Source organism: Micromonospora sp. NPDC047740 (assembly GCF_043204735.1).
In the GTDB taxonomy this organism is placed as follows: Bacteria; Actinomycetota; Actinomycetes; order Mycobacteriales; family Micromonosporaceae; genus Micromonospora.
This window is the reverse complement of the sequence record NZ_JBIDCT010000002.1, coordinates 255,109-276,948: the sequence shown is the minus strand read 5'-3', so window position 1 is coordinate 276,948 and position 21,840 is coordinate 255,109. Positions and strand designations below refer to the sequence as shown.

The window sequence follows — 21,840 nt, the reverse complement described above, 5'->3', positions numbered from 1 at the left end:
CCGGAAGAGTACTTCTGTCGCAAGTCCGACAGCGAACACTCCCGATACTCAGGGCTGATCGGCCAGTTACTCAACTTCGGTGCGTGACGCTCTGCGCGCGGACGGATTACCGTCGATATGCTGCTGGGATGAGTCGGTGGGAGTTCGTCGGCCGGACGGAAGAGCTCAACCGTCTGTTGTCAACGGTCGGCGACCCCGAGGGGCGCGGGTTGTTCTTCAGCGGCAGCGCCGGGGTCGGCAAGAGCCGACTGCTGCGCGAAGGGGTGGCCGCCCTCCCCACCGACCGGTACGCGATCTGGTCCGTCGCGGCCAGCGCCACCACCGCCACGCTGCCCTTCGGCGGCCTGGTGCAGGTGCTCCCGGCCGAGCAGCCGCAGGGGCTCTCCCCCGCCGGTGTCCTCCGCTGGGCCGTGGACATGCTCCAGCAGCAGGCTGCCGGCCGACCGATCGTGCTCGCGATCGACGACGCGCACCTGCTCGACCCGCCCTCGGCCGCGCTGGTGCATCTGCTCGCCCGGGCGGAGAACGCGACCGTGATCGGCACCCTGCGCAACGGCGAGCAGATCCCGCTGCCGATCCGCGCCCTGTGGACCGACGATCTGGTCGACCTGGTCGAGCTGGCCCCGCTCGGCCCGGCCGAGACCGGCGGCCTGCTCGCCGCGATCCTGGGCGGCCCGGTCGACGACAAGTCGTCCGAGCGGCTGTTCCAGCTCTCCGCGGGCAACCCGCTGCTGCTGCGCGAGCTGGTGCTGGCCGCCTCCGGCGGCGACGAGCTGAGCCGGACGTACGGGATGTGGAAGTGGACCGGCCGGCTGGAGCTGGCCCCCAACCTCACCGACCTGATCGACATCCGGATCGGCCAGCTCACCCCCGGCGTGCGGTCGGTGGTCGAGCTGGTCGCGTTCGGCGAGCCGCTCGGCCTGCAACTGCTGCAGAAGGCGGTCGACCCGGCCGACGTGGAGGCCGCCGAGGAACGCGGCCTGATCACCATGGTCCACGACGACCGCCGGTTGGACGTCCGGCTCGCCCACCCCCTCTACGGCGAGGTGATGCGGCGGCAGTGCCCGGTCAGCCGGACCCGCCGGCTCCAGGCCACCCTGGCCGAGCTGCTGGAACAGGTCGGCAAGCGCCGCCGGGACGACCTGCTCCGGGTCGCGGTGTGGCGGCTCGACTCGGGTACGGCGCAGGACGCGGCCCTGCTGCTCGACGCGGCCGCCCAGGCCTTCGGCCGGTACGACGTGCCGCTGGCGACCCGGCTGGCCCGGGCCGCGCTGGACGCCGACGGCGGCTTCGACGCCGCGGAACTGCTCGCCACCATCCTCATGTTCGGCGACCGGCCGGACGAGGCCATCCAGGTGCTCGACTCGGTCGCCGGGGAGATCGGCTGCGACCGGCGGCGCAGCCGCTGGCTGACGGTCCGTGGCATGGTCAGCTACTGGGGGCTCAGCCGCGAGTCCACGGTGGAGGAGATCGCAGCCCGCGGCGACGAGATGACCGACTCGGCCGACCGGGCCCGGGTCCGCGCCTTCGAGGCGATCATGCGACTGCACCGGTTGGACACCGACGCCGCGCTGCGGCTCGCCCAGGCCGTGCTGGACCGCCCGGCCTCACCCATGGCGGCCCGGGAGCTGGTCCGCTGCACCATCGCCCACCTCCAGGCCGCGCAGGGGCAATACCACCGCAGCGCCACCGCCATCGCCCTGGTGCAGGCGGAGGCGGCCCGCTGGCGGGGCGACATGCCATACCTCCAGCTCGCCATGGAGCTGGCCCGGGGCACCCGGCTGGCGCTCTCCGGCGACCTGGCCGGCATCGACGCGATCGTCGCCGACGAGTTCGCCGACCTGGCCGGCGCGGGTGACTTCCGGCTCGGCACCGGCTACCTGGCCATCCTCCAGGCGTACGCGGCGCGGCTGCGCGGCCGCAGCGACGAGGCGCTCAAGACCAGCCTCGGCGCCTGCGCGGTGCTCGCCACCAGCCGGGTGTACGCCGGGCTGGCGCACGCCGAGCGCGCCCAGGCGGCGGCCCTGCGCGGCGACGCCACGCACGCGGTCGAGGCGATGGCCGAGGCGGACCGGACCCACGCCCCGGGCATGGCGGTGCTGTATCCGTGGCTGGAGCAGGCCCGAGCCGCCGTGCACGCGGCCACCGGTGACCTGCCGACCGCCGCCAAGCACCTGTGCGCGCTGGCCGACCGGCTCCGCGAGGACACCCTCGCCGGCCACGAGCTGCTCGTCCTGCTCGACCTGGTCCGGCTGGACCAGGCCGCCGCCCCGGTCGGGCCGATGTGCACCGACGGCGGCCGCCGTACCGTGGCGCAACGCCTGGCCGAGCTCTCCGAGCGGGTCGACGGGGCGCTGCCGCCGCTGGTCGCCCGGTACGCCCGCGCCACGGTCGAGGACTCCGTCCCCGAGCTGCTGGCCGTCGCCGACGACTTCGCCGCCCGGGACCTGACCGTGTACGCCGCCGAGGCGACCGCGATGGCCCTGCACCGGCTCGGCCGGAGCCGGGCCGCGGCGACCGCGCCGGTCCGGGAACGACTCGCCGCACTGCTCAGCCGCGGCGACCAGATCTCCACCCCGGCCCTGCGGCGGCTGCGGCCCGCACTCACCGACCGCGAGTGGGAGGTCGCGACGCTCGCGGCCGAGGGAGCCACCAGCCGGGCCATCGCGGAGCGGCTCTACCTCTCCACCCGCACCGTGGAGAACCACCTCCAGCGGGTCTACAGCAAGCTCGGGGTGACCGGCCGGGCCGAGCTGCGGGCCGCACTGTGGTCGATGCCGGGGCACGACGGCGGGGATCCGGCCTGAACTTTAGGCTGGAGCCGTGAGCACCCTTCGCCCCGCGCTGCTGACCGACCACTACGAGCTGACCATGGTCAGCGCCGCGCTCCGCGACGGCACGGCCGATCGCCGCTGCGTCTTCGAGGTGTTCACCCGGCGGCTGCCGGCGGGCCGCCGCTACGGAGTGGTCGCCGGAACCGGGCGGCTGATCGAGCTGATCCGGGATTTCCGGTTCGACGCCGAGGAGGTCGAGTTCCTCCGCCGCAGCCGGGTGGTGGACGACCGGGCCGCCGAGTGGCTGACCAACTACCGCTTCACCGGTGACATCGACGGGTACGCCGAGGGTGACCTCTTCTTCCCCAGCTCGCCAATCCTCACCGTCTCCGGCGGGTTCGCCGAGTGCGTGGTGCTGGAAACGCTGGTGCTGTCGGTGCTCAACCACGACTGCGCGGTCGCCGCTGCGGCCGCCCGGATGGTCACCGCCGCCCGCGGCCGGACGCTGATCGAGATGGGCTCCCGCCGGGCGCACGAGGGGGCGGCGGTGGCCGCCGCACGGGCCGCGTACCTGGCCGGGTTCCGGTTCACCTCCAACCTCGCCGCGGGCCACAAGTACGGCATCCCCACGGCCGGCACCGCCGCGCACGCCTTCACCCTGCTGCACGACGACGAGCGGGCGGCGTTCGCCTCGCAGGTCACCACGCTGGGCAAGGACACCACGCTGCTGGTCGACACGTACGACATCAGCGAGGGCATCCGCAACGCCATCGCGGTGGCCGGGCCGGAGCTGCGGGCCATCCGGATCGACTCAGGCGACCTCGCAGTGATCGCCCAGCAGTCCCGGGAGCTGCTCGACTCGCTCGGCGCCACCGAGACGAAGATCATCGTCAGCGGCGACCTGGACGAGTACGCCATCGCCGCGCTCGCGGCCGAGCCGGTCGACATGTACGGCGCCGGCACCGCCGTGGTGACCGGCTCGGGCGCGCCCACCGCCGGCCTGGTCTACAAGCTGGTCGAGGTCGACGGCCGCCCGGTGGTCAAGCGCTCCGAGCGCAAGGCCACCATCGGCGGCCGGAAAGTGGCGGTACGCCGGCACAAGCCGACCGGCACCGCGACCGAGGAGATCATCGTGCCGCAGGGTGTGCCGGACCGGCAGCCGAACGACCGGCTGCTCCAGCACTCCTTCATCGTGCACGGCGAGCCGGTGGCGCTGCCCACCCTCGACGAGTCGCGGGAGCACCTACGGCAGTGCCTGATCTCCATTCCATGGGAAGGCCTGAAGCTCTCCGGCGGCGACCCGGCTGTTCCGGTCACCGTCGTACCCGCGACCTGAGGAGGACCGCCAGCGTGAGCAACGCGTTGATCATCGTGGACGTGCAGAACGACTTCTGCGAGGGCGGCTCGCTGGCCGTGGCCGGCGGGGCGGGCGTGGCGGCCGGCATCTCCCGGCTGCTCGCCGCCGAGCCGGACCGGTGGGACCACGTGGTGGCGACGAAGGACTACCACATCGACCCGGGCGCGCACTTCGGCGAGCCGCCGAACTACGTCGAATCCTGGCCGCGGCACTGCGTGGTCGGCACTCCCGGGTCGGAGTTCCACCCCGACCTGGAGACCGGCCGGGTGGAGGCGATCTTCCACAAGGGCGAGTACGCGGCCGCGTACTCCGGGTTCGAGGGGCACGCCGAGGACGGCGAGTGCCTGGCCGACTGGCTGCGCCGGCACGGCGTCGACCGGGTCGACGTGGTGGGCATCGCGACCGACCACTGCGTCCGGGCGACCGCCCTGGACGCCGCCCGGGAGGGGTTCGGCACCACCGTGCTGCTGGACCTCACCGCCGCCGTGGCGCCCGAGACGCTGGACGTGGCGCTGCGGGCCATGGACGGCGCCGGGGTCACCATGGTCGGCGCGCCTGTGATCAGGGCCGCTTGACCAGGTAATCGGTTGCTGATTGTCGTACCCCCGGTCGAGGATGTGCGCCGGAGGTACGGACCGTCGTGAACTTGAAGCCTTACCGGGAGGCGCTCGCCCTGCCCGGTCTCCGGTCGCTGCTGCTGGTGTCGGTGCTGGCCCGCATCCCGCTCACCGCGACCGGCGTGACGCTCACCTTTCACGTCGTGCTCGACCTCGGCCGGGGATACGGCGCCGCGGGCCTGGTCGGCGCCGCGTCGACCGTCGGCGCCGCGCTCGGCTCTCCGCTGCTCGGGCGGCTGGTCGACCGGCGCGGGCTGCGCCCGGTGCTCCTGCTGACCACGATCGCCGAGGGGATCTTCTGGGCCAGTGCCCCGGCGCTGTCGTACCCGGTGCTGCTGCCGGCCGCGTTCCTGGCCGGACTGTTCGCCCTGCCGGTCTTCTCGGTGGTCCGCCAGTCGGTCGCCGCGCTGGTGCCGGCCGAGCGGCGCCGCCCGGCGTACGCGCTGGACTCGATGTCGGTGGAGCTGTCGTTCATGGTCGGCCCGGCGCTGGCCGTGGCCGTGGCGACCGCCGTCTCCCCGCGGCTCACCATGTGGGCGGTCGGGATCGGCATCGTCGCCTCCGGGATCGGGTTCTGGCTGCTCGACCCGCCGACCCGCAGCGCCGACGAGCCGGCCGGCCCGCACCGGAAGGTGCCCCGCCGCGAATGGCTGACGCCCCGGCTGCTCGCCGTGCTGGCGGTGAGCCTGGCCGCCACCCTGGTGCTCGGCGGCACGGACGTCGCCGTGGTCGCCGTGCTGCGTGCCGGCGGCGAGGTCGGGTGGACCGGGGCCGTGCTGACCATGTGGGCGGTGGCGTCACTGGTGGGCGGCTTCGCGTACGGGGCGGTCACCCGCTCGTTCTCCCCGCTGGTCCTGATGGCGGTGCTCAGCCTCACCACGATCCCGGTCGGGTTGGGCGGGGCGCACTGGTGGCTGCTCTGCCTGGCGCTCATCCCGACCGGGGCGCTCTGCGCGCCCACCATCGCGTCGACCGCCGACGCGGTCAGCCGGCTCACCCCGGCCGGCGTACGCGGTGAGGCGATGGGCCTGCACGGCTCCGCCGTCACCGTCGGCATCGCGCTCGGCGCGCCGCTCGCCGGCGCGGTGATCGACGCCTCCTCCCCGCCGTGGGGCTTCGCGGTCACCGGCGCGATCGGCGTGCTGGTCGCCCTGGCGGTGCTCCCGATCGAGCTGCGCCACCGCCGCCAGGCCGCCGCCGAGCCGGCCGCCCCGGAACTGGCCCCCGCCACCGTCTGATCCCCCGGCACCTCCCCACCCCGGCCACCCGACTCCCGGCACCCCGGCACCCGGGCACCGGGCACCGGGCACCGGGCACCGGGCACCGGGCACCGGGCGGACGTTGCCTGCTACCCCGTTCCCAGCCAGGCGGACGTTGCCTGAAGAGGGCGGCCGCCGTCGGGTGGCGGGGCGCCGGATCACTTGGCGGCATCGGCTCCCAAGGGCGTCATCACACCAGCGCGCCCAGGTGCCGGGCCGACTGGCCCGGGTGGCGGCCCGACTAGCTCTCGTACGCCTACGAACCTGATGACGTGGATGGATCACCAGGGCGGCCCGATTGAGGTGAATCGTTTACGTCATCAAGTTCGTAGCGGCTGAGGAGTCACCTCTCGGCGCGCGGGGCCAGCGACGCCGGCCGTGCAGAGCGGCAAGATCCGCACAACATCGCGGCAGTTGACCCCTCCGCAGCCGCGGAGACAGCAACGTCCCCGAAGTTGCGGCCAGCGCCCGCCCGCGGCCAGCGCCCATGCGCGGCCAGCGCCCACGCGCGGCCAGCACCCAAGCGGCACCGGACGGCCGGTTCGGCCGGAACGGCGACGGGCGCCGCACCCGGTGGGGTGCGGCGCCCGTGGCGCGGTGCCGGCAGCGGGTCAGCGCCGGTCGAGGTTGCTGGCGACGTCCTCCTGGTAGCTGGCGCCACCGTTGGACTCGCTCGTCAGCGGCTTGGCGCCACCCTCCGGCGGGCCGGCCAGGCTCTGCTGCCCGGCGGCCAGCTCCGGGAACTTGAGGTCGAACGCCGGGCGCTCGGAGCGGATCCGCGGCATCCGGTCGAAGTTCCGCAGCGGCGGCGGGGACGTGGTGGCCCACTCGAGCGAGTTGCCGTAGCCCCACGGGTCGTCGACCTCGACCACCGGACCAGCCTTGTACGACTTCCAGCAGTTGTAGATGAACGGCAGGGTCGAGATACCGGTGATGAAGGCGCCGATCGTGGAGACCGTGTTCAGGAAGGTGAAGCCGTCGTCGGGCAGGTAGTCGGCGTACCGCCGGGGCATGCCCTCGTTGCCCAGCCAGTGCTGCACCAGGAAGGTGGTGTGGAAGCCGATCATGGTCAGCCAGAAGTGGATCTTGCCCAGGCGCTCGTCGAGCATCCGGCCGAACATCTTCGGGAACCAGAAGTAGATGCCGGCGAACACGGCGAACACGATGGTGCCGAAGAGCACGTAGTGGAAGTGCGCCACCACGAAGTACGAGTCCTGGAGGTGGAAGTCCAGCGGCGGGCTGGCCAGCAGCACACCGGTCAGGCCACCGAAGAGGAAGGTCACCAGGAAGCCGACGGAGAACAGCATCGGCGTCTCGAAGGTGATCTGGCCCCGCCACATGGTGCCGATCCAGTTGAAGAACTTCATGCCGGTCGGCACGGCGATCAGGTAGCTGAGGAAGCTGAAGAACGGCAGTAGCACCTGGCCGGTGGCGAACATGTGGTGCGCCCAGACGCTCATCGACAGGGCGGCGATGGCGATGGTCGCGGCGACCAGGCCCTTGTAACCGAAGATCGGCTTCCGGGAGAAGACCGGGATGATCTCGGAGATGATGCCGAAGAACGGCAGCGCGATGATGTAGACCTCGGGGTGACCGAAGAACCAGAACAGGTGCTGCCACAGCATCGGGCCGCCGGTGGCCGGGTCGTACACGTGCGCGCCGATCAGCCGGTCCGCGGCGAGCGCGAAGAGCGCGGCGGCGAGCAGCGGGAAGACCAGGATCACCAGCAGGCTGGTGACCAGCATGTTCCAGGTGAAGATCGGCATCCGGAACATGGTCATGCCAGGGGCGCGCAGGGTCAGGATCGTGGTGATCAGGTTGACCGCGCCGAGGATGGTGCCCAGACCGGAGATCGCCAGGCCGACCACCCACATGTTCCCGCCGACGCCCGGCGAGTGCTCACCGTTGCTCAGCGGCGTGTACGCCGTCCAGCCGAAGTCGGCCGCGCCACCGGGGGCGATGAAGCCGGCGGTTGCGATGGTGCCGCCGAACAGGTACAGCCAGTAGGCGAAAGAGTTCAGCCGGGGGAACGACACGTCGGGCGCGCCGATCTGCAGCGGCACCACGTAGTTCGCGAAGGCGAACACGATCGGCGTCGCGAAGAACAGCAGCATGATCGTGCCGTGCATGGTGAAGAGCTGGTTGTACTGCTCGGGCGACAGGAACTGCAGGCCCGGTCGCGCCAGCTCGGCGCGCATGATCAGGGCCATCAGGCCGCCGATCATGAAGAACGCGAACGCGGTGACCATGTACATGATCCCGATCTGCTTCGCGTCCGTGGTGCGCAGCAGCCGCGCGATGGCCGACCCCTTGACCGGCTCGCGGACCGGCCAGGGCCGGGTCACGACCGGCTTGGGTGCGACGGTGGTCACGAGTGGCCTCCGGTTCTGGGTTGTCCCGCTCGGCAAACGCTGGTCATCTGCGCAGCCGTCATCCGCAAGGAGGATAGTCCCCGGCAGGTGGCACCGCCTCCGGGGGTGGGCCGCTACGATCACCGCCGCCCGGCGCAGCGCCTCAGAGCGGGTCCACGAGAAGCCGGTAGTGCTCCTGGAAGATGCGCCCGCCGCGGCCGCGCAGCAACGGGTCGCGCAGCGCCGGCGGCACGTCGCGGGTCCGGTTGCGGTCCCGGGTGCGGTCCCGCACCCAGCGGGTACGCGGCCGGCGGCGGCTCTCGTACGCGACCAGGGCGGCCTCCACGCTGCCGGCGGCCTTCAGCGACTCGGCGAGCACCACGGCGTCCTCGAGTGCCATGGCGGCACCCTGGGACAGGGTCGGCGCGGTGGCGTGGGCCGCGTCACCGACGAGCAGCACCCGGCCCTGGTACCAGCGCCCCAGCTCGACCTCCTCGGTGATCTCGACGTGCACGTCGTCCAGCGCGGCGAGTATCTCGGGGACCGGGCCGCCGTAGGAGCCGAACAGCTCGTGCAGGCGGGCGAGGGGGTCGGCCGGGAGGGTGGTGCCCGCCTCGTCGGCGTAGCAGTGCAGCCGCCCGGCGCCGATGGGCACCACCAGGAAGCCGGCGCGCTGGCCGAGCAGGGCGGTCCAGTCGGCGACCCGGGGGCCGCCGCGGACGATCCCCCGGTAGACCACCTGGCCGGCGGGGCGGGGCGGGCCGCCGAGCGCGCCCAGGGTACGCACCGCGGAGTGCGGCCCGTCGGCGCCGATGACCAGGTCGTAGTCCCCGCAGGTCCCGTCGGTGAAGCCGACGGTGACGCCACCGGGGCGCGGCTCGACGGCGCTGACCTCGGCGCCGTGCCGGACCGCCCCGCCCGCGCCGGTGAGCAGCACCCGGTGCAGCTCGGCGCGGGGCAGCGCCCGGCACTCCCCCACCCCGGCCCACAGGGCGTCGAGGTCCACCTCGCACAGCAGCGCGCCGGACGCGTCGAGGAACCGCTGGCGGTGGATGACCTGGCCGAGCGGGCGGAGCGGGCCGTCCAGGTCGAGCCGGCGCAGCGCCCGGGCCGCGTTTCCGGGGAGGTAGAGGCCGGTGTCGGCCCGCTCGGTGGGGGGCAGCCGCTCCGTGACGTCGGGCCGGAACCCCGCCAGTCGCAGCGCTCGGGCCACGGCGAGACCGGCGATGCCTGCGCCGACGACGAGGATGCGCAGGGGTGGACCACCCATGGTGGGGTACGCCTCCGGAGGGGTTCGGCACGCGTTGGAGGCACGACACTACTCCCCGCAACCGAAAGGCGGAAGGGCCCATCGGCCCTGGCGGCACCGCCCGTCGGCGCGGCTCGGCGATCCCACCAGCAGGAGTCCCACGTCGACCGGGGGAAGTTGCGCCGTGCCGCACGGCGCGGGAGCGAGTGGGCAGTCACCCGGCGTCGACATCCGGGACGGATCCGACCGGGTGGTTGCGGAAGGCTTTCAGACATGTAAATGTGTTGCAATGGAATTTGGGAGCGCTCCCGGCCTTGCTCCCCGGACCGAACCAGCCATCCTCCCGCCACCCAAGGAGCACCATGAAGCGTCCACTGAGAGCCCTCGCGGCCGCCGCCCTGCTGGCCGCCGGTTCGCTCGTCGCCGTCGTCCTCGCCGGCGGCAACGCCTCCGCCGACACCCAGATCTGCGATCAGTACGGCTCGACCGTCATCGGCAGCCGGTACGTCGTGCAGAACAACCGGTGGGGCACCAGCGCGCAACAGTGCATCAACGTGACGTCCACCGGCTTCTCGATCACCCGGCAGGACGGGGTGGGGAACACCAGCGGCGCGCCGGTCTCCTACCCGTCGATCTTCGTGGGCTGCCACTACACGAACTGCTCGCCCGGCACCAACCTGCCGGTCCAGGTGAAGAACATCAGCAGCGCGCCGAGCAGCATCAGCTACAACTACGTCAGCGGCGCGATCTATGACGCGGCGTACGACATCTGGCTCGACCCCACGCCGAAGCGGGACGGGGTCAACCAGATGGAGATCATGATCTGGTTCAACCGGCAGGGCCCGATCCAGCCGATCGGCTCGCCGGTGGGCAATACCACCGTGGCCGGGCGGACCTGGGAGGTCTGGCGGGGCAGCAACGGGTCGAATAACGTCATCTCGTACCTGGCGCCGTCGCCGATCACCAGCATGAGCTTCGACGTCATGGCGTTCATCAACGACACCCGCAGCCGCGGCGCGATCACCGCCGACTGGTACCTGACCAGCATCCAGGCCGGGTTCGAGCCGTGGCAGGGCGGCGTCGGCCTGGCGGTGAACTCGTTCTCGCAGAGCGTCGACACCGGCGGCGGCACCACCCCGCCCACCACGACCCCGCCGTCCGGCACCGGGTGCGCGGTGAAGTACACCCCGAACGCCTGGAACAACGGCTTCACCGCCGACGTGCAGATCACCAACACCGGCTCGTCGACGGTCAACGGCTGGACGCTCAGCTACAACCTGCCAGCCGGACAGCAGATCACCAGCGCCTGGAACGCCACGGTGAGCCAGAGCGGCTCCGCGGTGACCGCGCGGAACCTCGGCTACAACGGGACGCTGGCGCCGGGCGCCTCGACCAGCTTCGGCTACCAGGGCACGCTGAGCGGGGCGTACTCCTCGCCGACCAGCTTCACCCTCAACGGCGTCACCTGCGCGCGGGCCTGAGCGGAGAAGGGGCGCGGCCCGTGGGGGCCGCGCCCCCGGTGCCCGGCACCCGGCGCCCAGCACCCGGCTCAGGACACCGGGTCGGCTTACCGGACGCGGTCCAGGTCACCTCGCCCGCCGTCCCTTTTCCCGCCGCAGTCAGCCGCCGAGGGCGTCGATGTCGCGCATCTCCTCGGCGGTGAGCGAGAAGTGGAAGACGTCGGCGTTGGCCTGGATCCGCTCCGGATGGACCGACTTGGGGATCACCACGATCTCGTGGTCGATGTGCCAGCGGAGCACCACCTGCGCCGGGGAGACGCCGTGGGCCTGGGCGATGCGCACCAGCACCGGGTCGGAGAGGTCGCTGGTCTTGAACGGGCTGTAGCCCTCCAGCACCACCCCCCGGTCCCGGTGGGCGGCGTGCGTCTGCCGGTCGTACAGCGTCGGGCTCCACCGGACCTGATTGACCGCCGGATTCTCCTCGGTGGCCTGGATCAGCTCGTCGATCTGGCTGATGCTGTAGTTGCTCACCCCCACCGTGCGGACCAGGCCCTCGTCCCGGGCGGCCAGGAACTCCCGCCACACGGGGATGCTGTCCCCGGGCGCGGACGGCGGCCAGTGGATCAGCCACAGGTCGACGTAGTCGGTGTCGAGGGCCCGCAGGCTCGCCTCGATGGCCTCCCGCTCCCGGCCGACCTGGTCCGGCAGCATCTTGGTGGTGAGGAAGACATCCTCCCGGCGCAGCCCGCTCTCCTTGACCGCCCGGCCCACCTCCTCCTCGTTGCCGTACATGGTGGCGGTGTCGATCATCCGGTAGCCCGCGTCGAGGGCGGCGAGCACGGCGTCGTAACCGGCCCGGCCGGTGGCCTGCCAGGTGCCGAACCCGAGCAACGGGATCCGGACGTCGCCGGAGAGCGGGACGGTGGGTTGCTGCTCAACACCAGTCATGGCGGCTGTTCTACCCCTGATCGGGCCCACCATGCCGGCGACCCGCCGGCGGACGGGCCCGGCGCCGACGGCGGAAACGGGACGATCCGCCCCACGACACCCCTGCGGAGCGCCGCCGCGTACCGGACAATGCGGGAGTGGCTGACCGGCTGGAGGAGTACCGGCGGAAGCGGGACGCGGCGCGTACCCCCGAGCCGGTGCCGGAACCGGCCCCGGAGCGGAAGCGGACCTCCCGGCGCAAGCCCCGCTTCGTCATCCAGCAGCACCACGCCCGCAGCCTGCACTGGGACCTGCGGCTGGAGCACGACGGGGTGTTGGCCTCCTGGGCGGTGCCGCGCGGCCTGCCCCGCGACCCGGGTCGCAACCACCTCGCCGTGCACACCGAGGACCACCCGATGGAGTACCTCACCTTCCACGGCGAGATCCCGGCCGGCGAGTACGGCGGCGGGAAGATGACCATCCACGACACCGGGACGTACCGCGCCGAGAAGTGGCGCGACGACGAGGTGATCGTGGTGCTCGACGGGAAGCGGACGAAGGGCCGGTACGTGCTCTTCGCCACCGGGGGCCGGGGGCGGGACTGGATGGTCCGCCGCACCGACCCCGCCCCCGAGGGCTGGGCCCCGATGCCCGAGCTGGTCCGCCCGATGCACGCCGCCCCGGGGAAGGGCCTGCCGAAGGACGAGACCGCCTGGGGGTACGAGCTGCGCTGGGCCGGGCTGCGGGCGGTCGCGTACGTCTCGGGCGGCCGGCTGCGGCTGCTCGACGAGTCGGACGCGGACGTCACCGGGGACTACCCCTGGCTGCGGGCGATGGCCGAGGAGTTGGCCCCCACCGAGGCGGTGCTGGACGGCGTGCTGGTCCGCATCGATCCGGCCGGGCGGGTGAAGCCGCCCACCAAGCGGGACGGCCAGTTCCTGGGCGTCGACCTGCTCTGGCTGGAGGGCGTGACCACCCTCGACGTGCCGTACGCCCAGCGCCGCGAACTGCTCGACGGTCTGGCGCTGGCCGGGAAGCACTGGCAGACTCCGCCGTGGTTCCCGGGTGCCGGCGCGGACGCCCTGCGGACCGCCCACGAACAGGGGCTCCCGGGAGTCGTGGCCAAGCGGCTCGACTCCCCGTACGAGCCGGGTCGGCGCAGCCGGCTCTGGCTGAGCATCGACCCGAGCTGAGGACCACCGTGCACCTGACGCACCTGGAGTGCCCGCGCTGCGGCCGGGAGCATCCGGCCGACAAGCTGCAGAACCTGTGCGAGTGCGGATCCCCGTTGCTGGCCCGCTACGACCTGGCCGCGGTGGGCGCGTCGGTGACCCCGGAGCAGTTCGGTCTCCGCCCGGCCGACCTGTGGCGCTACCGGGAGCTGCTGCCGGTGGCCGACCAACGCTTCGTGACCACGCTGGGCGAGGGCTGGACTCCGCTGCTGCGCGTCCCCGGGTACGGCCAGGAGATCGGCATCCCGGACCTGATCGTGAAGGACGAGGGGCTCACCCCGACCGGGTCGTTCAAGGCCCGGGGCGCGGCGGTGGGGGTGAGCCGGGCCCGGGAGCTGGGCGCCGAGCGGATCGCCATGCCGACCAACGGCAACGCCGGCGCGGCCTGGGCGACGTACGCGGCCCGGGCCGGGATGGGCGCGACCATCGCCATGCCGCTGGACGCCCCGACCATCTGCCGGCGGGAGTGCCTGGCGGCCGGGGCCGACCTGCGGCTGGTCGACGGCCTGATCAGCGACGCCGGCCGGTGGGTGGCCCGGCTGGTCGCCGAGTCGGGCGGGCGGATCTTCGACGCCGGCACGCTGCGCGAGCCGTACCGCCTGGAAGGCAAGAAGACCATGGGGTACGAGATCGTCGAGCAGCTCGGCTGGCAGGTGCCCGATGTGATCATCTATCCGACCGGCGGCGGGGTGGGGCTGATCGGCATCCACAAGGCGCTGCACGAGCTGCGCGAGCTGGGCTGGGTGGAGGACCGGCTGCCCCGGCTGGTGGCGGTACAGTCCACCGGCTGCGCGCCGATCGTCCGGGCGTTCGCCGCCGGCGAGCCGCGCGCCACCGCATGGGCCGACGCGCGGACCGTGGCGTTCGGCATCACCGTGCCGGCCCCGCTCGGCGACGAGCTGATCCTCACCGCGCTGCGGGAGAGCGGCGGGACGGCGATCGCGGTGGACGACGCCGAGATCCTCGCCGACCTGCGTGACTTCGCCGCCCGGGAGGGGCTGCTGCTCTGCCCGGAGGGGGCCGCGTGCCTGACCGCCGCCCGGCAACTGCGGGCCGGGGGCTGGATCCGGGCCGGCGAGCGGGTGGTGGTGTTGAACACCGGCGCCGGGCTGAAGTACCCGGAGACGGTGGACGTCTCCGGGGTACCGCTGGTGGCGGTCTGATCCGCACCTCGATCCCTGGCCGGTCACCCGGTGGGCGGCTCGTCCTGGCCGGCGGCCTCGGCCGCGTCGGCCTCCTCCTTGGTCCGGTGCACCGCGCCGTCGGCGTGATCGGGCGGGCCGTAGACGGTGTAGAGGACGAGCGGGTTGGGGCCGGTGTTGACGAAGTTGTGCCTGGTGCCGGCGGGTACGACCACCAGGTCGCCGGCGACGACCTCCTTCTTCTCTCCAGCCACCCGGGCCTCCCCGGTGCCGCTGACGAAGGTCAGGATCTGGTCGATGCCCTCGTGCACCTCCTCGCCGATCTCCCCACCCGGCGGGATCGTCATGATCACCAGTTGGGTGTGCTGCCCGGTCCAGAGCACCCGCCGGAAGTCCGGGCTCCTCTCGGCGACGGTCGCGATCGTGAAATGCTCCATGGCGGGCACATACCCGATCGCCCGCACCAGTCACGCCGAAACTTGCGGATGGTGGAATTTGCCACCCGCCCTGGTTTGGATCCCCTCTGGACGGGCATCCGCTGCGCCAGGACCGGTGCACCCTGGCCGGTCGAGCCAAGTCCCCGCTGTCGTACCGCCGTACGGCTGCGGTGGTGGGAGACGGCCAGAGCGCGGCGACGTTACGACCCCGGTCGAGCGGCGCCGTGCGCTCGTCTGCGCGCCCGTTCCGGCAGCCGGCCGGCTCAGTCGTGGGGGTCGGCCACCGGCTGCCCGCCGACGCAGCGCACCCTCAGCTCGTACTCGCCCCCGGGGCCGACGAACCGGACCTTGACGTGGTCGTCCGGTCCTGGTTCGGCTTCCTTCTCCCGGTAGCCCTGGGCGGGCGACCAGGTGACCAGGCGGGCTCCAGCCGGCCCGCACTCCGCCACCGCTGTGCCACCCGGGGTGGCGAAGCTGCTCCGGGCTCCGGTCGGGCGGCCGGTGGGCGTCGGGCTCGCCGGGGCGGTCGCGCCAACGGCTGGCGAGCCGGTCGGGCTTCGGGTCGGCCGCGGGGGTGCCGGCTCGGGGGACGCGAGCGCCCGCTCGACCTCCTGCTGGTCGCGTACACCGCCGGGGGTGCCGGCGATGCCCTTGCCGACCAACTGGATCGCGGCCATCCCGACGAGGGTGGCGGCGACGGTGGTGGCCAACCACCCGACGGCGGCGAGGATCTGACGACGGCCCATGCGCCGAGTGTCCCCGAGGGAAGGTTAAGGCCGGCACTGGGGAACGTTAAATGAGTCAGCGGGGCTTCGACGACGGCCGCAGCCGTTCGGCCGAGTTAGTCATCCGGCGGCGGTGGCGGTCGGCATCCCGCCTGGGGTCGGGGCAGGGGTCGGTGTCGCGCTCCCGATGGCCTTGACGACCGCAACGGCCACCGCCGTGGTCAGCGGGATCGCGAGCACCAAACCGATGGAGGCGACCAGCGTCCGGACGATCTCCTCGGCGATCTGGGCGGTGGTGAGCACGTTGAGCAGCGGGCGGTCGTAAGCGTTGATCAGCAGCAGGACGGGTAGGGCCGCCCCGGCGTACGCGAAAGCCATGGTGTAGACGGTCGAGGCGATGTGGTCGCGGCCGATCCGCATGGCACTGCCGAACAGTTGTCGGGCGGAGCTGTTCGAGCCCAGTTCGTGCAGCTCCCACACGGCCGAGGACTGGGTGATGGTGACGTCGTTGAGCACGCCGAGTCCGGCGACGATGACGCCACAGAGCACGATCTCCGGCAAGTTGATCCGGGTGTCGAAGAGGGCGAGCGCACCGCTGTCGTGGTCACCGAGGCCCGTCAGGTGGGCGGCGCTGGTGGCCCAGAGCCCGATACCGGCCGTGGCCAGCAGGCCGAACAGCGTACCGATCAGCGCGGAGGTGGTGCGCACCGAGAATCCGTGGGCCAGGTAGAGGACGACGAACATGATCGCCGACGAGCCGACCACGCCGACCAGTAGGCCGGATTCACCGGTCAGCAGCGCGGGCAGCATGAACTTGACGATGATCAGATAAGCGAAGCCGAGCCCGATCAGGGCCTTCAGCCCGCGCATCCGGGCCACTGCGATGACGACCACGGCGAAGGCCGCCGCGAGCAGTGAGATGGGCAGGGTCCGGGAGTAGTCGTAGAAGGCGTACATGGCCGGGCCGCTCTGGTGGTTGAAGACGCGGACCAGCTTGATCCGATCACCGGGTTCGAGGCCGGCGCGGTAGACCTCCGCCGGCACGTCGACGGCCACGCTGCCACCACTTTCCGGCCCGGTCTCCAACCGGGCCTGCACCGACGCGCAGGTCACCATCTGTTGCCGGCCGTCTGGTCCGGGCTGTTGACTGCCGGCGGGGCAGTCGTACGTCGCGACGCTCTGCACCGTCGCCTCGGGATGGCTCCGGCTGCGCGCGCTCGCGGTGGCACTACCGCTCGCCGGCTTGCCGTCCGGCCAGAGCAGCACCATCCCGAGCAGCGTCGCCGCGGCCAACGGCGCCAGGATCAGAGTGAGCAGCAGCAGGGTCCGACGTCGGGTCGCGCTGTCGCGGGACGGGTCGACCGGCGGCCGGGAGGTCGGCCGGGTGTGGGTGTGCATCGGTTGCTCCGGTGGGTAGCGGAGATGGGCGTGATCGGGGTGGCTGCGGGGACGAAGCCGAGCCGGGCATGCCGGGACAACGGCGGTGGCCGCCGACCGGAGGTCGACGGCCACCGCTTCCCATCGATGTTGATTACTGGATGGCTACCGTCTGCTTGTTGTAGTTCTTGCCGTTGCCGTCCGGCTTGTAGTTGCTCTCCACGTTGCCGGCGATGTCGATCGAGAACCAGTTGACGGTGGTGTTGCCCTTGACCGTGAGGGTCTGGTTGCCCTCCCGCATGCCGGCCAGCGCTAGCTTGGGGGAGTCGAACGTCGGCCGGCTGCCGTCGAGCGTGTAGTAGACGTTCGCCGGCTCGCTGGTGGTGAAGGTAAAGGTCGTGGCACCAGGTTCCTGCTTGACGGTCTTCAGCTCGGATCGCGGCTGGAGCTTGTCCGTCGCGTAGGACCGGGCGACATCGAGGATGGCGATGTTGCCGTTGGCGAACTCCATCGCCTCCTCGTGACCCTCGGCGAAGGACGGCTGGAAGCCGACCGCGGTGAACCGCTTGGTCGTCGGGTTGTAGACGTCCGCGCCGACCTCGAAGTCCCAGCCGATGATGCCCCGGTTGTACCAGTGCTCGTCGGCGCTGTTACCGGCCGCCGAGTAGAGCACGTCGGTCACCGGCCCGGTGCGACCCGGCCAGATCCCGGTGCCCCGGTGCTCCTGCACGCGGGAGAGGATGTAGTCCGACGAGGTCCAGAAGAAGGCCTCGGTGCCCTGGTCCACCCGCGGCAGCACCTCCCGCCCGGCGGTCTTGTACGCGCCCGGGGGCCACATGAAGTAACCACCGTAGGAGTGGTTGTTCATGGCGAACTTGATGTTCGGGAAGGTGTCGACCAACCACACCTCGTTGCGTGCCTCCGGCTCCGACAACTTGCTCGGACCGGCGTAGGTGTCACTGGTACAGCTCGTCGAGCCCCCGTTGTAGCCGTCGTAGACCGAACCGATCGAGAAGTTCCGGTTCAGGTCCACGCCCCAGGCGTTGCGGTTGGCCGGGTCCGCCGAGGTGGCCGGGCAGTAGTTGGTCATGTTCCGGCGTTGCATGTTGTAGTCGTACATGCTGTAGTGCGAGCCGTCCGGGTTGACCGTGGGCAGGATGAAGATGTCCAGGTCATCGACGAGCTTGCGGGTGTTCGGGTCCTTCGCGTAGTTGCGCAGCAGCCGCTCGGCCGTCTCCACGCAGACCAGCGGGGTCACCCACTCCCGGGCGTGCTCCTGGCAGTAGAGGAAGACGCCGACCTTCGAGCCGTCCCGCTGCTTGCCGATCCGCAGCGCCTTCATCTGGAACGGGTCGCGGGACACACTCGCCGGGGCCTTCAGGTTGTCGGTCAGCCTGGTGACCGCCGCCGCGGCCACCACACCGGCGCCGGCGTTACCCCGGTAGGTGCTGGCGGTGAGCAGCTTCGCGGCGTCGGCGTTGCCGTTCACCGCGGCGACGACCTGCGCCGCGGTGCTGCTGATCGCGCCGGAGACGTTGGTGGCCAGGTTCACCGTGACGGCCCTGCCGGACACGCCGACCGTCAGCGGGGCGTTCGCCACGCCCGGGTTGACCAGCGACATGGTGATGTCGTTGCCGCCCTCGGAGCCGTACGCCTTGGAGGTGACGTAGACGATGCTCGCCGAGGCGGTGCCGAACTGAGCCTGCGCCTGGCGCCGGTAGCCGTTCGTCTTGTACGGCAGGTCGATCAGCTGGGTCAGCTTCGGGAACTCGGCGGCCAGGCTGCTGATCCGCGCGGTGACCTCGGTCGCGTCCATGTAGTGGTCGACGAAGTCCGACACGTACGGGTGGTTGCCGGTGACCTTGCGCGGGCTGCCCAGCCACTTGCTCACGTCGACGGTGACCAAGCCGCCCTTGCTGCTGGTGATGGTTGCCTTGGCCGGTGCGGCGCTGATGGCCACCGGGTTGCTGAACCGGTGGTACATGTACTGGCCGGCGTCGGTGAACCGGGACATGGTGGCGGTGCCACCGGAGCCGATCTCGGTACCCGCTCCGCTGTCCCAGCTCGCCGTCAGCACGGTCGTCGAGTCGGTGCCGGCGCTCGACTTCACCTCGATGTTGAGGAAGAGCTGGTTGTCGAGGCTGGTGAACCACTCCGCGCGCAGCATGGTCAAGGTGTCCGTGCTGGCCGCCGCAGCCGTCAGGGCGCGCATCGTGGCGGCCCGTTCGGTCATGTTCTCCGCGTAGTCGTTCTGGTCGGAAATGGCGTCCTGGACGTCGAAGCCCATGTCCCGCAACGCCTGGCTCTCCTCCGGGCTGAGGATTGCGTGCACCTCGATGCCGTTGTCGACCGGCTTGACGTACTCGGCGAGGTCGACACCCAACTCGTTGAGCTGATCGATGCCCGACTTGTCGGCGACCACGATGCGCATCAGCCCGACGCCGTTCTGCGCACCACTCGACACCCTGTCGGGGGCCACCTCGCCGTCCGACGTCATCGCGAGGCCGGGGGCGCTGAAGGCGAGCGCCAGCGGTAGCGCGAGCAGGGCCAACCAGCGGCCCGTTCTGACCGATTTTCTGCTACTCCTCATGAGAGTCCTTCCAGGCAAGGGGGTTCCCGAGGGCCGCTTGGTGGGGGAGTGTCCGGCACGACCTCCGGCTGCCACAGTTGGGCGGAAGTGTGAGCCGCCTCTCAGCCAGTGTCAAGATCAGCGGCGACAGGGCGGACCTTGGTCCGACCGATCGGAACGATCATCCCGACCGGGCTGCCCGCACCGCCAAGCCCTCGACCCGAGCAGCTCGAACCGCATCATTAGCCCAGCTAACATTTCTGCGGACTCAATCGGGCGTTCGGTCGAAGACCGGACCGCCTCGACAACCCGGACGAGGACTGACCCGGACGGCTCCAGCGGGCTACCGTGCACCCTGTGCCCCGGCTGCTGCTCATCGAGGACGACCTGACCATCCGTACCCCGTTGATCCGGGCCCTGCGCGAGCGCGGGCACGCGGTGGCCGCCGCCTCGACCGCGATGACCGGGCTGCGCGACGCACTCGACGACCGGCCCGACCTGGTCGTGCTCGACCTGGGACTGCCCGACCTGGACGGTCGTGAGCTGCTGCGGATGCTGCGCGCGGTCAGCTCGGTGCCGGTAATCGTGGCCACCGCGCGGGACGACGAGAGCGAGATCGTCCGGCTGCTCGACGCCGGGGCCGACGACTATCTGGTGAAACCGTTCACCGCGGCGCAGCTGGACGCCCGGGTCCGGGCCGTGCTGCGCCGGTCGGCCGGCGACCCCGGGGCGGAGGACGCGGCGCTGGTGGTCGGCGGGCTGCGGATCGACCCGCGCTCCCGGCAGGTGAGCCTGGACGGCGTCGCGGTCGAACTGACCCCGCGCGAGTTCGACCTGCTGCACCACCTCGCCGGTCGCCCCGGGCAGGTGGTCAGCAAGCGGGAGCTGCTCACCGACGTCTGGCAGATCCCGTACGGCGGCGCCGACAAGACCGTCGACGTGCACCTGTCCTGGCTCCGCCGCAAGCTGGGCGAGACCGCTCAGGAACCGCGCTACCTGCACACGATCCGGGGAGTCGGAGTGCGGCTGGAGGCTCCCGGGGCCAGCCGGTGAGGGGCCGGCTGGCGCTGCTCGTCGCCGCCGTCAGCGTGCTCGTCCTGACCGCCTTCCTGGTGCCGCTGGCGCTGCTGCTGCGCACCGTCGCCGCGGACCGGGCGACCGTCCAGGCCACCGCCGACGCGCAGAGCCTGGTACCGGTGGTCGGCACGGCCGACCCGGACACTATCCGGCTCACCGTCGAGCAGCGTGCCGCCGACTCGGGCCGACCGATCAGCGTGTACCTGCCCGACGGCACGGTGCTCGGCACGCCGGTGCCACGGACGCCCGCGGTGGCGCTCGCGGCACGGGGGCAGAGCCTGACCGTCGAGTCGGCCGACGGCCGGGAGGTGGTCATCGCGGTCCGGGGCCGCGATGCCGGGACCGGGGTGATCCGGACCGTGGTGCCCCGGTCGGAGCTCACCGCCGGGGTGACCCGGGCCTGGCTGGTGCTGGCCCTGCTCGGCGTGCTGCTGGTGCTGGTCGGGCTGGCGGTCGCCGATCGGCTGGCCCGCACGCTGGTCCGGCCGATCAGCGAACTCTCCGCGGTCTCGCACCGGCTCGCCAACGCCGAACTCGACGCCCGGGTCACCCCGGCCGGGCCGCCCGAGCTGCGGGAGGTCGCCGGCGCGCTGAACCACCTGGCCGGCCGGATCCAGGTGCTGCTACGCGAGGAGCGTGAACAGGTCGCGGACCTGTCGCACCGGCTGCGTACCCCGCTGACCGCGCTGCGGCTGGAGGCCGAGTCGCTGCGCGACCCGGACGACGCGGCCCGGCTGACCACCGCGGTGGACGGCCTGGAACGGGCCGTCACCGGCCTGATCCGGCAGGCCCGGTGGCGCAGCGCGGCATCGGACGGCCGGCCCGGCTGCGACGCGGCGGCGGTCGTCCGCGAGCGGGTGGCCTTCTGGTCGGTGCTCGCCGAGGACACCGGCCGCACCGTCGCCCTCGACCTGGCGCCCGGCCCGCTGCCGGTCGGGGTGCCCGGGGACGAGCTGGCCGCAGCCGTGGACGCGCTACTGGGCAACGTCTTCGCGCATACGTCGGACGGCACCCCGTTCGCCGTCCGGCTCGCCCCCGAAGCGGGGCAGGTCGCGCTGACCGTCGCCGACTCCGGCCCGGGTCTGCCGTCCGGAACGGTCCGGCGGGGCGCCAGCCACGCGGGTTCGACCGGGCTGGGACTGGACATCGCCGACCGGGCCGCCCGGGCCAGCGGTGGCCGGCTGGAGCTGCAGACCGCCCCCGGCGGTGGGGCGCTCGTGCTGCTGCGGCTCGGGCCGCCCCGGCCTTAACCCGGGCTTATCACGCGGGTAGCGCGCCGCTATCCAC

At 72.1% G+C, this 21,840-nt stretch carries 16 protein-coding genes; 9 read left to right on the top strand and 7 right to left on the bottom strand.

The features are described 5' to 3' along the window. Window positions 1–128: 128 nt before the first annotated feature. From ACGF4F_RS05840 to ACGF4F_RS05825, 4 genes are all read left to right on the top strand, one after another. Window positions 129–2,807, top strand: a complete 2,679-nt coding sequence (locus ACGF4F_RS05840; RefSeq protein WP_393075337.1) for a LuxR C-terminal-related transcriptional regulator — start codon at window positions 129–131, stop codon at window positions 2,805–2,807. Between the two features lie 16 nt (window positions 2,808–2,823). Continuing rightward, on the top strand, window positions 2,824–4,110 hold the full coding sequence (locus tag ACGF4F_RS05835) for a nicotinate phosphoribosyltransferase (protein WP_357434062.1): 1,287 nt from the start codon (window positions 2,824–2,826) through the stop codon (window positions 4,108–4,110). Window positions 4,111–4,124: 14 nt separating this feature from the next. Further along, entirely contained in the window at window positions 4,125–4,706 is a 582-nt protein-coding gene (locus ACGF4F_RS05830; protein WP_393075334.1) for an isochorismatase family protein, read from the top strand. Between the two features lie 65 nt (window positions 4,707–4,771). After that, window positions 4,772–5,986: an MFS transporter gene (locus tag ACGF4F_RS05825; RefSeq protein WP_393075331.1), complete on the top strand. Its 1,215-nt coding sequence runs from the start codon at window positions 4,772–4,774 to the stop codon at window positions 5,984–5,986. A gap of 632 nt (window positions 5,987–6,618) precedes the next feature. Here the strand turns inward: ACGF4F_RS05825 and ctaD are convergent. Both ctaD and ACGF4F_RS05815 read right to left on the bottom strand, forming a co-directional pair. Further along, on the bottom strand, window positions 6,619–8,379 hold the full coding sequence (gene ctaD / locus ACGF4F_RS05820) for a cytochrome c oxidase subunit I (RefSeq protein WP_357434068.1): 1,761 nt from the start codon (window positions 8,377–8,379) through the stop codon (window positions 6,619–6,621). Between the two features lie 142 nt (window positions 8,380–8,521). Then, window positions 8,522–9,628 (bottom strand): FAD-dependent monooxygenase, encoded by a 1,107-nt coding sequence (locus tag ACGF4F_RS05815; RefSeq protein ID WP_393075328.1) that lies wholly within the window; start codon window positions 9,626–9,628, stop codon window positions 8,522–8,524. A gap of 341 nt (window positions 9,629–9,969) precedes the next feature. On the opposite strand from ACGF4F_RS05815, the gene ACGF4F_RS05810 reads away from it, so the two are divergent. After that, the gene (locus ACGF4F_RS05810) at window positions 9,970–11,088 is read left to right on the top strand and encodes a cellulose binding domain-containing protein (protein ID WP_393075325.1); all 1,119 of its coding nucleotides are present in this window, start codon (window positions 9,970–9,972) and stop codon (window positions 11,086–11,088) included. 138 nt (window positions 11,089–11,226) lie between these two features. On the opposite strand, the gene ACGF4F_RS05805 is transcribed toward ACGF4F_RS05810, so the two are convergent. Further along, the gene (locus ACGF4F_RS05805; protein WP_357434074.1) at window positions 11,227–12,015 is read right to left on the bottom strand and encodes an aldo/keto reductase; all 789 of its coding nucleotides are present in this window, start codon (window positions 12,013–12,015) and stop codon (window positions 11,227–11,229) included. A gap of 137 nt (window positions 12,016–12,152) precedes the next feature. Here ACGF4F_RS05805 and ACGF4F_RS05800 point away from each other — a divergent pair, with 137 nt between their 5' ends. Both ACGF4F_RS05800 and ACGF4F_RS05795 read left to right on the top strand, forming a co-directional pair. Next, complete coding sequence (locus ACGF4F_RS05800) at window positions 12,153–13,187, top strand: DNA polymerase ligase N-terminal domain-containing protein (RefSeq protein ID WP_393075322.1); 1,035 nt, start codon at window positions 12,153–12,155, stop codon at window positions 13,185–13,187. 8 nt (window positions 13,188–13,195) lie between these two features. Beyond that, complete coding sequence (locus tag ACGF4F_RS05795; RefSeq protein ID WP_393075320.1) at window positions 13,196–14,389, top strand: threonine synthase; 1,194 nt, start codon at window positions 13,196–13,198, stop codon at window positions 14,387–14,389. Window positions 14,390–14,412: 23 nt separating this feature from the next. Here ACGF4F_RS05795 and ACGF4F_RS05790 read toward each other — a convergent pair whose 3' ends face one another. The 4 genes from ACGF4F_RS05790 to ACGF4F_RS05775 form a co-directional block, all read right to left on the bottom strand. Further along, window positions 14,413–14,805, bottom strand: a complete 393-nt coding sequence (locus ACGF4F_RS05790; protein ID WP_357434081.1) for a cupin domain-containing protein — start codon at window positions 14,803–14,805, stop codon at window positions 14,413–14,415. A gap of 263 nt (window positions 14,806–15,068) precedes the next feature. Beyond that, a complete protein-coding gene (locus ACGF4F_RS05785) occupies window positions 15,069–15,551 on the bottom strand; it encodes a septum formation initiator (RefSeq protein WP_393075317.1) in 483 nt (160 codons plus the stop codon). A gap of 99 nt (window positions 15,552–15,650) precedes the next feature. Continuing rightward, window positions 15,651–16,928, bottom strand: a complete 1,278-nt coding sequence (locus tag ACGF4F_RS05780) for a YibE/F family protein (protein WP_357434085.1) — start codon at window positions 16,926–16,928, stop codon at window positions 15,651–15,653. A 133-nt stretch (window positions 16,929–17,061) separates the two neighbouring features. Continuing rightward, a complete protein-coding gene (locus tag ACGF4F_RS05775) occupies window positions 17,062–19,497 on the bottom strand; it encodes a M14 family zinc carboxypeptidase (RefSeq protein ID WP_393075314.1) in 2,436 nt (811 codons plus the stop codon). Window positions 19,498–19,833: 336 nt separating this feature from the next. Between ACGF4F_RS05775 and ACGF4F_RS05770 the strand changes: the two genes are divergently transcribed. Beyond that, entirely contained in the window at window positions 19,834–20,529 is a 696-nt protein-coding gene (locus ACGF4F_RS05770; protein ID WP_357434089.1) for a response regulator transcription factor, read from the top strand. Beyond that, window positions 20,526–21,803 carry an ATP-binding protein gene (locus ACGF4F_RS05765; RefSeq protein ID WP_393075311.1) on the top strand — a complete coding sequence of 426 codons (1,278 nt, stop codon included), beginning with the start codon at window positions 20,526–20,528 and terminating at the stop codon, window positions 21,801–21,803. The genes ACGF4F_RS05770 and ACGF4F_RS05765 overlap by 4 nt, the downstream gene beginning before the upstream one ends. Window positions 21,804–21,840 lie beyond the last annotated feature (37 nt).